We start from the raw sequence: 13,605 nt of genomic DNA, 5'->3' as shown, positions 1-13,605 counted from the left end.
ACGTCAAGTTGTCTCAACGAATCGACCGCAGGAACGCGCAGTGTTTGGTGATACGAGGTCCGGTTGCCACGGCACGCACCCGGCCGCAACCCACGTTCAATATGCTGCCGGATAGGTTCGGTGGCCTTCGGTGACCTGGTCGCTTTTGAAATTCAACACTTGCTGTGGACGGCTTCGTCTTGATTCCGGTCCGTTGATCATTGCCCGGGCGCGTTCTGGTCTTCCACGACGGTCAACTTGATCTGCTGGTCCATCTGGACCTTCGTCCCTGCCGGTGGTGACTGAGTCGCGATCTTCCACCACCCGAACGGGATAGGGGCTTTGATGGTGTCGTTCATGACGTCGTGACCATCAGGCGCAATGGCCGAGATGTTGGTGAAGCACGAGGTAGTCGAGTCCGTCATGGTGTACTCCATTGACCAGCCTGTCAATGCTGGCATCGGGATGGGCCAATTGTACGTAGTCCTGCACGCCTCCTCGGCGGTAATGGCATTCGACACCGGCACACACCAAATCGTCGTAGCCATCATCGCCGCCGCGATAAACTCGATTTTCATTCCCCTCCTTCCCGGCTGCCCTAGTCGTACAACTCATAATTTTATGTCGGCTGTCTGACGGTGAGATAGCCAATTCCTCAGTCGCACTTGATGGTTGAGCATGTAAAGGAACGGACTGGTTGATGCGGGCCGTCTAGCCGAATCTGGTCACCGGAACACCCGCCTGATCAAGTATTTCGTAGAGGTCGGCGATGTTGCGTCGGCCACCGCGTGTATCGCACTGAGTGAAGACCACTCGTTGCGCAGCACGCGATAGCCCTACGAAGAATGTGGCGATGGACGCTTCGAGATCTCGTTGGTGCGCCCACCACTGGTCATCATCTAAACCCAAGAAAAATACAGTGTGGTATTCGAGTCCTTTGCTTCGATGAATTGTTAAGAGTGGAACTGCATCTCGTGCTTCATAAGCGGTCACAGCAGCACGCCAGGAACCAGCGTCGGCACATGCTGTCTTAAGCCGCATGCGAAAAGCATCTTGTCGGACCTGAAAATCGTCCGCTGTGTCGGCGAGGTTGTAAATCCGACCGTCGGTGATGACAGAAATCATTTCTGTTACCAGGTCGACTACCGCGTCCACTGCGTCTTGGTTGCATGCATGGTCGCGCATCCACTGACGCACAATGCGGAGGCGTGCTGCAAGTTCATCATCGGTCCTGACCGAGCCGAAAACGCTCTGGTCGTCGCCACTCCGCAGATTGGCTATCGAGGAGGAGACTCCGGCCCAAGCCTGGGGGCTACCCTCTTCACCGCGCGAAGTCGCGGCGAGCTTGAGAACTCCGAGTAGTAGCTGAGCCAAGTTGTCCTTCAGTAGGTCCTGAAGCTTCATCTTTCCGACTGAGGCGTCATCATTTCGGACCACGATGTCGTACTCGCTTAGAGCGTCACGGAACTCGGGCTCGAAATCAGCCACTCTTTGACGCGCGATGAGTGCGTAGTCTGCGGGTGATCGGCCCGTCGATTCAGTATCGGCGGCAATGTAAGCGGCTATCGTGCGGGCCTCTAACCGTGCAGTACCGAACGACCACATCGTTGCAGCTTCGCCGTCTATGTCCGAGATCGCTTGCGCTGCTGCAGTAGTCGCGTTTGAATCCAGGAGTCGAGCGAACCGGTGCTGAAGATTAACGAGCGCCTCCGTCGAGCGGAAGTTCCACCGCAAGGCGTAGGGAGCGGCCGCAAAGTCACGCTGAAACTCTGAGAAGGCGTCAGTCAGCGCGCCAGCCCAACCCATGATGCGTTGCTTGCGGTCACCCACGGCCGTGACGGTGGCAGTTCGGCGAAATAGTGACCTTAGGAAGGTGTATTGCGCGAAAGTTGTGTCCTGAAATTCGTCCACGAATACATATGGGTATGTGAGGTTAATCGCCCGTTGTAGCTGTGGGCTGGTCCGTATAATCAACTCTGCCAATCGATTCAACATGACAAACTCCACGACGGGGGTTGGCAGCTCCAGATAGCTTCTGCGCCACCACTCTTCGACGGCGTAGTCGACTGCTTTGGGCGGGCTGACCGGCTTAATCGGGAGAGCGTATGTGCCCAGGATCGACGTCATGAAGGTGCCGCGCGGAATGGCGTCGATTGCCGTTTTCAGTCCTGCGGGAGCGTTGGCCGATGCTTCCGTCAACACATCTTCGACTTGCCTATCGCTACTGAACTGGATCTTGTAGTCACCAGCCATTTTCCAGCGTCCGGGCAGCAGGGTGCCGAACCGGTCCACGATGTGCTTTGTAAACGCGTCAAACGTCATCGACGTAAAGCGGTGGGCATGTTCAGGCGCCCTAAGTCCTACTCTACGTTCGAGGTTGGAGGCTGCGTCGCGTTTGAATGATATGGCGAGTATGCGCCGCGGCGCTGGACATAGACCGGTTAGTAACAGGTAACTTGCTCGCTGAGCAAGGAACTCGCTTTTGCCGGCGCCTGGTCCAGCCGTCACGCATGTTGATCTGTCGTCCCTTAGAGCTTGCCACGCCGCGGGCTCAAGATCATCAATCCCGCTGGGGCGCCAGCTATCTGGTGCTACTAAGCTCATCCTAGCCCTACTTCCTTTTCGATTGTGTCGATAAGGTCGGCCAGTACGGTAGGCGGCTGGGCAAGCTTGTCCGTTGGAACTGTGGTCAGAGCTCTGAGATGACTTGCTGGCTTAGACTTGTTGGCAAAGAGGTACCGATACCACGAGAGATACTGCTTGCGCTCCGGCGCTTTCCAGTAGTCGATAACGGGATCGGCACGTCCTAACACCGCGGGCGTAGGATCGGAATCGAAGTCTGGCCCCTTCGCCCCCTCGTCCAAATCTGCCGAGTAATAATCGAAATACGTCTCAAGCAGGGACATATCCAGGTCGAGCGGTTCGGAGAAGAAGACGTTGAAGCGGCGCAGGTGCTCTGTCCACGCGATGAGTTCGTTGTAGTCGAGATCAGCTTCAAGATCTTCGATCTGTGCGTAGCCTTGTATGTCAGCGAAAGGATCCTCGCCTAGCTTGAGGAGCTCTTGGCATACGGTCTTGATCCTTCCGACACCACCGCCATCGCGTCCCCAGTCCAGATCGAGGAGCGTGGCATACGGCACGTTGAGGCTGGACAAGAGCTGCCAAAAGTAGTTGGTATGACGTCCGCCCAGCGGAACGACTGCGACGAACGAACGGTCAATCGGCACGCCCCTGGCTTGCGCAAGGAGCGGGATAACCAGTTCCTCGGAGTCACCCTCGCACAACACAACATAGCGCGAGAAGTAGAGTTCGGGGTGCGCGCGCACCGCCTCGCGGATGTACTTGCTGGCTTCAGTGACGTCGGCAGGCAACTCAATTGGGGTAATGGAACTCGTTGCGGTCACGCGGTCATGACAGATGTGACGCACTTGGTCCGGCTCGACCCGCGCCAACGCGCTCGCCGAATGGCTCGCCAAAATCGATTGAGTCGGCGTCTGTTCCGCAAGCTCGGTCAGCTGGGCAACTACCCGCGACAAGAAAAATGGCGAGAGGTGATTCTCGGGCTCTTCGAGAGCCAAGAGTGTCAAAGCCGGCAAGCTCGATAGCGAGAGCTCGAACTGGTCCGATAGCTTCCCGGCAACAAAGTCGCTCTCGAGATCCAGCGTGGCCGCGGACAGCGCGAGGTGGAGGAGGGAACGTTGACCGTCACTCAATGCTGTGGCAGCCCGCTTCCGCCCGGTCGGTGACGGCTCAAATAGCAGCGCAACGTTGCGAAATAGTTCGCCGACGTTTCTCTGAAGCGGCTCGAACGATGGCCGAGCCTCGGTATCGGCGTGGTGCAATTGTTGCCACCGCTTGCTGAGGGCTTGTGAAATCGCGGTCACCACACTTTCGGACTGAAACTTCTCAAGTAAGTCATCGGCGGCACCTGCGAGGTGCTCGCTGAGGTCGCTTGACCAACGGCTAGCTCGCCACAGGCGTCCGCGCATAAACGCAGCCAACTGGCGAGCGCCGTCGCGCGCTGCGGGAAGGTAGAGCATCTGAATGCGATTTCGGTCGACCTCACGAAACGATGACCAACGATCGCCGTAGTCCTCGTCGAACGTGTGGACGACACGGCGCTCTTCTCCGATATTTCCATCAACTGACCCGTCATCGATCCAGGTCGCCCTAAGCACAAATCGGCACTTAAGGTGGCCATCTTCTGTTGCCGCCATCTGCTGAAAGAACTCTGGCACGCTATCGGCTGCAGCTAGAGATTCCGGGTCGTCTTCGTCGACGTTCTCCAGCTCGGGAAAAGCCAGTATCACTTCCACCTGAAGCGATCGGGCCGAGGGCGGCTCCGTTTCTGCACTGGATACATGAAAATCATCGAGTTGCACGCGGCGCTGCTCTTGAGTGCCGAACATCCGAAGAAGCGCTTCGCATACCGCGGTCTTGCCCGCGCCATTTCCGCCAATGAGAGCAGTCAGTCGCGGATCCAAATTGACCGCTGCACCCGCGGGACCGAAGCAGCGAAAATTACTAAGCTGCAGCCGCTCGATATACATAGGCCCTCCGAGCAGGCAGCCTACCCAGCACGAGGTCACTTGAGGCCACAGTTGACGCACGACTGCGCTCGCCGGCCCGCCTTGTCCGTACGGTCCGATCTCGCCCGCGAGCGATACGAGCGGTGGGAACCGAGGCAACCATCGCGTGGGCAGATCAGAAGCTGGAAACGGTCTTCGAGTCGTTACCGCAACGCGGCCTGGGTGACACGCAGCAGCTGCTTCGCACGATCGGGTCGCGCAGCACGGTAGATGGCCCGTTAGCGCGGCAACGCGATGGTGCCGCGCCCGTTGGATCCCGCCGCTCATCGATTCGCCCGGGAGTACGCCGTGAGGAAGGGGCGTTGCTCGACCTCGATCAGCAAGCTCGAGTCACGTGGGTCTTCCCATCGGGCGGGTTTGGTCTGCTCGGGATTGACGGGCCTGCCAAGGCGGCGCTCGGCGCGATCGGCGGCGTCGAAGACCTGCTGCCGACTGGCGTCGCCGATGACTAAAACGTCGATGTCGTCGGGCGGGGGTCCGGGCTGGCCGGCGTAGCGGGCTGCCCAGGATCCGAAGATGATGACCTGCTCGGCGCCGGGGAGGTCGGCGAATTCGTCGGCGATGATCTCGTGAGGTCCGAAGCTGAGCAATGCGACAGTCAAGATAACGCGAATATGTGTCCATGAAGTGCATACGATTTGGAGGGCCGTTCTGGCCACCCCGGACGGCCAGATTCACCACCTCGGCATCGTCGAGGTCGCACCAGCGCGATCACAACCACCGTCACAGCAGGGAATCTCGTTGAAATTCAAACGCCGCAATACGCTCGATCTGGCCGACCTCATCTGCGGCAACACCGGCGCCGATGTGCCCGGCCCAGACGAGCAGCCCAAGTACTTCCCCTATCGGTCGAGTTACTACATCACCGAATTCTTCGCCGACATGGACACCGAGTGGACTCACGACGGTAAGACCACCCGCAACTGGTGGGTCGCCGATGTCCTCGAGTCGATGCTCAACGAACCCCACGAAGGTCCCCCACATCCACCGGAAGTGTTCTGTCGTCTCATCGATCACCTGATGGACCCGCGCGAGGCCCTCAACGAAGGCGCCGAACGACCGGGCGCCCTTGCCCAACTCAACAGCGTGCTCACCCGCGAAGGGTTCGAGGCGTTCTACGGCGAGGACCGGCACTGCTATTTGCGTCATCTTGGCAGCGACACAGTCACAGTGCTGCAGGTCAACCCGCACCGCCCCCTAACCCCGGCCGAAACCGAGCGGCGTACCAATCTGGCCGCCTACCTCGACACCTGCAGCGAGGACCAACTGATCGAAGAGGTGCTGCTGCCGCTGTTCCGGCAGTTGGGATTTCATCGCATCACTGCCGCCGGCCACAAGGACAAGGCACTCGAATACGGCAAAGACATTTGGATGCGGTACACCTTGCCCACCCAGCACCAGCTCTACTTCGGCATCCAAGCCAAGAAAGGCAAACTCGATGCTTCGGGTGTCACAAAGACCGGCAACGCCAATATCGCCGAGATCCACAACCAGGTGCTGATGATGCTGGCCCACGAGATCTTTGATCCCGAACACAACAAGCGAGTTCTGGTCGACCACGCGTTCATCGTCGCTGGTGGCGAGATCACCAAAGCCGCACGCGCCTGGATCGGTAACGCGCTGGACGCATCCAAACGCAGCCAACTCATGTTCATCGACCGCGACGACATCCTTAACCTCTACGTCGTCGCCAACCTGCCCCTGCCGGCGGCAGCAGTCCCGCCGACAATCAATCCGTGGACGACCACCGATGAGCCACCTTTCTGATGATCGGCAACCAACGACTGTAATCGCTTGCCGCACAGTTGCTTAGACGGCCACAGGTCCTCACTGTTGAGTGCGCGCATCGATCGCGTGGACGGCCTCGATAGCGTCGCGGCCAAGTTCTGGGTCGTGAACGTAGTGGTGGCGCAACAGGTCTGCGGTGGTGGTCGTACCCACCACTCCGAGCATCCGCACGGCGTAACCGCTGGTGCCGCCCATGGGATGCCACTTCTCTCGCCCTCCTGGTAGGTCGTCGCGGTGGGTCAGGGCCCACTGCAGCAGTTCGCGAATCTGGTCGGGATAGGCGGCCACCAGCGCGCGGTGCGGATTGACCGTGGAATTCTGGTCGCCGCTGAGCAGTTCGCTGTTAGCGCGATAGAGGTCGCGGAGGATGGTGACGGTCGAGCCGGGCGTTTCGTGTGAGAGCCGGTGCCAGATACCTGCTGCCTGTTCGACCATGTCGCCACGGAACAGGTGCAGTAACAGTTCATCGACCAGTCTCCATGCGACTGCGACCTCGTCGGCCGATTCGTCTACAGGTGGCAACGTGGCGGAAATCTTGGCCCAGCCGGATAGACCATTGAGGTGTGCAGCCACCGCCTCGGAGTGACTGAAGGTCTCGCGAGGTAGTGGTCCGGCGTAACGAGCCAATGCGCGTACTACGAGGTCGTCGGCGCCGTCGGCGCCCTCGGCGAGTTGTTTTACCGCCCAAGGGGTTCCGAAGCTGCAGTCGGAGGGCATCACCGACATCGCGTACAGGGTCAGCCGCTGGTTGTCGGGCAATGAGTCAATAGCTTCGCTGTAGGGGCCGAGCACGCGTTCGTCTTCGAACATGCTGGCCACGATTCCCTGGGCCAGTGTCTGGTGATCGGGATGGTCGACGTCGCTTAGAGCGTCGGCGATCTCGCGTTGGATTCCTTCCAGCGACGTCACGGGGGTGATCTGGTCGTAGCTGGCGAGTGCGTCGATTAGCGTCGAGCTGGTACCCCAGTCGCCTAGGTCGTTGTCGTAGCCGCTCAGCACGTCGACCATGCGTTGGCGCGTATCGGATTTCAGCACACTACTGCCGTACATGGCAGACTCCAATAACTTCAGCCGAAGGTGATAGCCGCCGACCGCCAGGCCGGTCTTGACGAGGTCAGGCAGATGCTGCGCGTCGATGTCGTGGCGGATCGGATGACTGAGCAGTGCTGCCAAATAGAGCCGGCCGAGGCATCGCGGGTTGGGTGTCCACGTCGGGGTGGCAGTAGGTATGGTCGTGGCCGCGCGGTCGCCGAAATTACGGGCGTCTTGGGCGCCCTGAGTCACCAGTCCGGCCGCGGGGGTGCTCTTCTGACCGAACGGGCCGAACGTACATGCAACGACGGTGCTGATCGCCATCCGGCTGCCCGCCCCGTGAAGGTCGCGCATCGCAGTGCGCATCACGGTGTCGGTCGCGTCCATCAATGCGCCGATCTCGGGCAGAAACATGCCGTGGTAGGCACACCGTCCCGCGGCGAGCAGCAACGACTCCTCGATCGGCGTCCATTGCCGCAGGTGATGCCAGGTGCCATCGAGCGATGCGGCTTGCGGATCTTTGGCCGTGAACGTGGAATGTGGTGCGGCAGCGGCCGCCTGGACGAGCAATTCGGTGATGTCTGCCTGGGCCTGCTTGGCGGTGGGGATTCCGAACGATCCCATTGCGGCGGAGGCGATCAGCGTGGGGTCGGCGAGCTGGCGGATGGTGTCGTAGCGGCGGACGGGGTCGCTCTCCAGCATGAGTGCGTGGTCGCGAAGATCCCGGTGCGCCGGCTGGGTGAGCAGCTGGGCCAGCTCGGCGCCGTCGTGGGCGGTCAACACCAGATGCTCGGCGGTGAGGAAGCGCGCCAGCTTCTCATGGTCAAAGCGCAGCCGAGCTTGGTAGACCCGGATCAGCGGCGAAGCCAGGGTGTCGTCGATTGCCGACGGGGTGGTGGCGAGTGCTTCGCAGCGGCGCAGCGTGGTCATCACCTCCGCGATCGGAAGTGCGGTGCGCACGCCGGCGTTCATGGCCTGGGCAAGGCATCGCAGCCCGGCTCGGACGGCTTCGCTGGGGGTGCGCCGACGGATGTAGTCATCGAGGACCTCGGTGTTGCTGTCCCGGCCAGCGGGCAGATCTGCGATGACTTGTGCCGCCAGGGTGATGTCGTAGCGGGTCCTGTACTCCTCGGATTCGGCCACGCGGTCGGATGTTCCATAGGTGGTGGCGATGCGCCCACGTTCGACGCCGGTCGGCGCCTGCAAATGCACGTTGCATGTGGCGGCGAGTTGGGGCATAGAAGCGTTGGTGGTGGTGACCAAAAGCGCTGCGGGATATTGGTTTTGGAGCGCGTGGAGCTGTTCGAGCAGCTTTTCACGGTGGGGGCATTTCTCCAATGCGTCGATGACGAAGGTGATCCCGGATCCGCCTTCAGCGGCTTTCGCCAGCAGTGAGTGGGCCTCGTGTGTGCTGAACGGGCTGACCGCGCGACGTAACGACTGGATGAGGTGGCCTTTCCTGTAATCGTCGGCATCGATCCAGACCACCATCTGGCCGCGATCGGTCAGAGTCAGCGCGGCGTGTTTGGCCAGATGCGTTTTGCCCTGGCCGCTTTCGGCTGCCAGCTGGATCCGGTGCTGCCGGCCGACAAGGTGATCCGCCATGGTGTCGGCGTTCACAGTGACTGGCGCTGAGTCGATTAGCGCGGCGGCCGCAACGAGCGGTGGAAGGTTCGCTGCGGTGAACTCCCGGAACCTGCGCCGGTAGTCCTCGACAGCTGCAGCGTCGGCGCGGCGACGCAACGCCTCCGTCGTGTCCTCGCCCTCGGGGTAGAGGCCGAGATGGCGGATTACCTCGTCCCAGTGTCGGCGGTCCCAGTGTGGGAGTCCCGGCCCGGGCTGGGCGAGTCGGTCGACGAGGGTATCGAGTCCGACGACGCTGACGTAGGCGTGTCGGTTCAGCGTCGAGCCCGCGGGAATGTGCGGGTCGCAGCACACCACGGTGTCGATGTGCCTGGCGAAACCTTTACCAGTTGGACCGGGGACCACGCCTTTGCGGTTGAGATCAGCCAGGACGTCGGCGACACCGTAGGTTTCCTGGAGAGCCTGCTCGTAGTAGCCGTGATCGGCCACCATGCGCTCTGCGCCCTCAGGGAGGCGCTGGCGCCACGGGCCGTTGGGAGTGGCAATCAGCGGCAAGGTGGGGTCGACGTGCTTGAGTTCGACATTCATGCACCGCTGGTCGGAGACGATCAGCAGATCAATCTGGCGGGCTCCGCGAGCGACCGCGAAGTTGACGAGCAGGGTGGCCGGCATGTTGCGGCGAGCAAGTTCGTTCCGCACCACGTTGATAGCTCGACGCTCATGGGCGTGGGCGGGCTGGTCTCCGTAGAAAACGGTGATCTGTGTGTTGTTGTTTTTATTCACCTGTCGCCACCTTGGTGGGTGGCACTGTCGCTCAGACTACCTGAACGGTGCGACAGACCGACGACAGCCAGCGCATGGCCTCCACCACGGTCACGGTAGCCAATATCGCTGGAACCGGATTGGGTGGATGACCGTCCATACCCATATGGACGACATCGAACGCATCGCATTGCGCGAAGAAGGTCTGGATCCCGACGATCCGGCGGTGATCACCGCCATCGATTTGGTGCGCTGGGAACTTGCTCTTCTCAGCGATGGCCACAGTGACCGGCGCGGCGGAACGCGAGGTCAGCGACGCGACGCGCGGTGGTGATCTGGTCGGAGTGTGTCGAGGCTTCTGAGAGGATAAGAGCGGTTTTCCGTTCGATGCCGACAGCGAGGTCTCGTGACGATCAGCGCACAGGCGCGCAAGCTGCTGTGGGGTCGTGCCCACAACCTGTGCTCGTTCGCGACGTGCTGGCAGTCATTAACGGCCGATGAAGTGGACGCGCGAACCGGTGACGGGTTCGCGGTCGTCGTCGGCGAGGAGGCACATATCCGGTCCGGGAGCTCTGGGGGCCCACGCTATGACCCCGATTATCCCCGCGCTGACATCGATAAGTACGAGAACTTGATGTTGTTGTGTCCGACGCATCACAGCTTGATCGACGCCCACGACGGCGACGCCTACGACGCTGAGACCTTGGTCACGATGAAGCGCCGGCATGAGGAACACCAAGGACGCAAGGACCGCATCACTTCGACCGTTCGACTCTACGTCGGCAACCAGTACGAGATCGACGACCGGGTGCTGTTTGAGCAGGTCGACCTGCACGGTCCCAGTGTTGATGCAATGTTCGTCGACGTTCCGTTCGCCTGTTCACCGGACACGGCCATCGCCGAGGTCATCGAGCGAATCGCCGCTGAGCATCCCGGCGACGCGGAGGCACTAGCGGGGGCCGGCGGGAAGGTTGTGGCCGGAGCTGCTCAGGCGCTGCTGCATCCCGACTGGCGCGGCAACGCGCTGCTGGTCGGCGGGCCTGGCCAAGGAAAGTCCACGTTGCTGCAGTACGTCTGCCAATTCCATCGATCTCGCATGCTGAACAAGAGCTCCTACGCCGGCGATGACCAGCAGCTCGCGCAGGTGACACGCACGCCCCGGGTGGCAATCCGACTGGATCTGCGACGCTACGCCCAATGGGCGATCGCCAAGGCGCCCGTCGCCAAGAACAAGAAAGGCAAACCCGCGGCCAGCCCAGCCTGGCGCAGCATCGAGCAATACATCGTGGCCGAGGTGAAGAAGGGCAGCGGCGGGCACGAGTTCTCCCTGGAGGATCTGGCCACCTTGGTGTCGACCGAGCCCGTGCTGATCGCCCTCGACGGACTCGACGAGGTCGCCAACATCGACCAACGCTTGCACGTCGGCGACCAGATCGTCGAGATGTACGCGCGCCAGAAAGTTGACGCGCGTGATCTGGTCGTCATTGTCGCCACGCGGCCGGGGGCGACCACGTCGCGGCTGTGGTCCTCGCGCGACTTCCCGCGGTTCACTTTGCAGCGGCTCTCCCAGGGTCTGCGTATTCAGTACCTGAGGAAGTGGTCGGCCGTCGCCGGACTGAATGAGGAGGCCACCGACAAACTGCAGGCGACCTTCATGGACAACCAGCATGTACCGCACATCCGCGAATTGGCCTCCTACCCAATGCAACTGGCCATCCTTTTGCACCTTCTGCATCGCCGCCAGTTGCTTCCCCAGCAGCGCACGGAGCTTTACGCGGAGTATCTGAAGACCTTCCTGGATCGCGAGCAGACAGCCGAGAAGGAACCCTTGCTCGCTGATCAGCGCGACACCATCGTCAGTGTCCATGCCTACCTGGGCTGGTATCTGCAGACCAGGGCCGAAGAGGGCACCGGCGCGGGCTCGATCTCACGCAGCGAGCTCCGCACGGTGCTGCGCGAGCATCTTGAAGGCCAAGAGTACGGCCAGCAGTTCGCCGACCGACTGTTCTCGGCCATCTCCACTCGAGTGCTGTGTCTGGTCGAACGAGAAACCGATCGCTTCCAGTTCGAGGTTCAGTCGCTGCGCGAATACTTCACTGCGCTCTACATTTTCCAGAACGCCCCTCCGAAGGGGGTCGGTAATTCGCGCGACGACTGCCTGGATGCGCTGCTGCAACGCCCCTACTGGTCCAACGTCTGCCGGTTTTTCGTGGGGATGTTCTCCAAGGTCGAAGTGCGTGGGATCCGCCAGAACTTGCGCCAGTTAAGCACAGCGACAGGCGATCTCGCGCTGCATCCCATGCTGCGTTCGATGGCCGCGCAGTTCCTCGATGACCGAACCTACGTCGGGCAAGCCGATGAACCGATGCAAGAAGTGGTGAATTTCGTGTTGGAGGGCCCCGGGGTGATCCTGGCCGCAGATGGCCTGCTCGATGCGAACGGCCCGCACCTACAGTTCTCCGAACGAGCCGGACAATCCCAGGCCGTGCGACACCTCAAAGCACGCCTTGGCCAGGAGGCATCGCTGGAGATGAGATCGGCCATCGCCGCGCTGCTGCGCCGACACGGCACCACCGACGACCTTCATCAGTGGTGGTGGGCGCAGACCGCGCCCACGCTTGCGTGGTTACAGACCGCCGCCGAGTTGGGCGTTCTCCGGGAACTGAGCGATCCGGAAAACGACACGCTCGCAGCGACATTGATAGCGCTGAGCCCTGAGACGGTGTGGCTGGCCACGCTGCTACACCAAGGGGGCTACAACGGACGTCACGGCGAGATCATCTCGCTCTGCAAGACCGACATCAACGACGGCGCCGCAGATGCCATCACCCCGAGTCCGCTGACCTCAGTCGCGCCTTTGGTGCAGTGCGCGGCCAAAGCACAACTGCGACCACACACCGACGCCGCACAGCAGCGGGCACGCCGAACACGGATTCGGCAGCGAGGCCACACCGGTGATGCGTTGCTCGGCGAGATTACCGAGTTATCGAACTACCTGTCGGAGAAACCACTCTCCGACGCCACCGCCACCGACTGGTTTAACCGGCTGAAGAGAATCGCGCAGACCTGGGGTGACGGCTGGGTATTGCGACAAGCGATCGCTACCGTTCCCGCCGACCTGGACCTGCAAAGGTTGGCCGATCGCGCAGGAGCCGATGAACCGACGCTGGCGAGCGCGGCCTTATGGGAACATGACGCGCGATCGCACACCAAGGACGCACAGTGGTGGCAGCAGTCGCTCTCGTCGTGCGAGTCCGACCTGGATCGACGGCACTGGGTATTTTCGGTGTTGAGCATCGCACGTCCGCAAGCCGTACTTGATGTGACACCACGTCTCAACGAGGTGGTATCAGCACTCTCGCCTAAACACTATGCCGCAGTGAGATATTCGCTTGGATGGTTCACGAAGTCTTCGGTGGCCCGCGAACTCGTCTTTGCCGAGCCGCTGCGGCTCAAACAAGTCGAGGTGAGCCCGCGGCTGCTCTGGCTGATCCACGTGGTGGGGACCGAAGCGACCATCGAGTGGGCCGATCGGCGGCTGGAAACGGGCTTCGAGTCGTTACTGCAACCCGGATTGGGTGACATGCGGCCATTGCTGCGCACGGTCGGGTCGCGCACCACGGTGAAAGCCAAGCAGCTCAAACACAGTCGCTCACTACTCCCTCTGGGCGGGTGGGCCAGCGATATCAAACTCGGTGCGCTCAGCTTTGAGCTGGCCCGCGAGATCCTTCGCGACCCTGATCAGTGGCCGGGCGATCTCGCACAGCGAGCCGCCGAGAAGATCGGAACCAGGCTCGCATCGAAAGCCTCAACGCTGGCCGCCACCGCGCACGCCGACGCGTGGTTCACCTAAAACAGTCAGCATCGCCGT

At 61.3% G+C, this 13,605-nt stretch carries 8 protein-coding genes; 3 read left to right on the top strand and 5 right to left on the bottom strand.

Annotated elements, in window-relative coordinates; genetic code table 11:
• Nucleotides 1-197: 197 nt before the first annotated feature.
• From BN973_RS29710 to BN973_RS29695, 4 genes are all read right to left on the bottom strand, one after another.
• Nucleotides 198-557 carry a PASTA domain-containing protein gene (locus BN973_RS29710; protein ID WP_036474287.1) on the bottom strand — a complete coding sequence of 120 codons (360 nt, stop codon included), beginning with the start codon at nucleotides 555-557 and terminating at the stop codon, nucleotides 198-200.
• A 133-nt stretch (nucleotides 558-690) separates the two neighbouring features.
• Entirely contained in the window at nucleotides 691-2,583 is a 1,893-nt protein-coding gene (locus BN973_RS29705; protein WP_036474285.1) for a UvrD-helicase domain-containing protein, read from the bottom strand.
• Entirely contained in the window at nucleotides 2,580-4,529 is a 1,950-nt protein-coding gene (locus BN973_RS29700) for an ATP-dependent nuclease (protein WP_036474283.1), read from the bottom strand. Before BN973_RS29700 ends, BN973_RS29705 begins: the two co-directional genes overlap by 4 nt.
• Before the next feature lie 302 nt (nucleotides 4,530-4,831).
• A complete protein-coding gene (locus tag BN973_RS29695) occupies nucleotides 4,832-5,170 on the bottom strand; it encodes a nucleotidyltransferase domain-containing protein (RefSeq protein ID WP_051641743.1) in 339 nt (112 codons plus the stop codon).
• Nucleotides 5,171-5,195: 25 nt separating this feature from the next.
• Here BN973_RS29695 and BN973_RS29690 point away from each other — a divergent pair, with 25 nt between their 5' ends.
• The gene (locus BN973_RS29690) at nucleotides 5,196-6,335 is read left to right on the top strand and encodes a restriction endonuclease (RefSeq protein ID WP_232232274.1); all 1,140 of its coding nucleotides are present in this window, start codon (nucleotides 5,196-5,198) and stop codon (nucleotides 6,333-6,335) included.
• Between the two features lie 60 nt (nucleotides 6,336-6,395).
• Here the strand turns inward: BN973_RS29690 and BN973_RS29685 are convergent, their stop codons facing one another.
• On the bottom strand, nucleotides 6,396-9,755 hold the full coding sequence (locus BN973_RS29685) for an NACHT domain-containing protein (protein ID WP_036474281.1): 3,360 nt from the start codon (nucleotides 9,753-9,755) through the stop codon (nucleotides 6,396-6,398).
• A 127-nt stretch (nucleotides 9,756-9,882) separates the two neighbouring features.
• Between BN973_RS29685 and BN973_RS31300 the strand changes: the two genes are divergently transcribed.
• Together BN973_RS31300 and BN973_RS30195 are read left to right on the top strand one after the other, a co-directional pair.
• A complete protein-coding gene (locus tag BN973_RS31300; protein ID WP_139043417.1) occupies nucleotides 9,883-10,068 on the top strand; it encodes a hypothetical protein in 186 nt (61 codons plus the stop codon).
• Nucleotides 10,069-10,140: 72 nt separating this feature from the next.
• Nucleotides 10,141-13,587: an HNH endonuclease gene (locus tag BN973_RS30195; RefSeq protein ID WP_051641742.1), complete on the top strand. Its 3,447-nt coding sequence runs from the start codon at nucleotides 10,141-10,143 to the stop codon at nucleotides 13,585-13,587.
• The last annotated feature ends 18 nt before the right edge of the window (nucleotides 13,588-13,605 follow it).

Source organism: Mycobacterium triplex (assembly GCF_000689255.1).
GTDB classification, from domain to species: Bacteria; Actinomycetota; Actinomycetes; order Mycobacteriales; family Mycobacteriaceae; genus Mycobacterium; species Mycobacterium triplex.
Note: the sequence above shows the minus strand (reverse complement) of the source record. Positions and strands in the feature narration are given on the sequence as shown.

Coding starts and splice junctions, on each gene's coding strand:
- BN973_RS29710 (WP_036474287.1), bottom strand. CDS start 557: ATGAAAATCGAGTTTATCGCGGCGGCGATGATGGCTACGACGATTTGG.
- BN973_RS29705 (WP_036474285.1), bottom strand. CDS start 2,583: ATGAGCTTAGTAGCACCAGATAGCTGGCGCCCCAGCGGGATTGATGAT.
- BN973_RS29700 (WP_036474283.1), bottom strand. CDS start 4,529: ATGTATATCGAGCGGCTGCAGCTTAGTAATTTTCGCTGCTTCGGTCCC.
- BN973_RS31300 (WP_139043417.1), top strand. CDS start 9,883: ATGACCGTCCATACCCATATGGACGACATCGAACGCATCGCATTGCGC.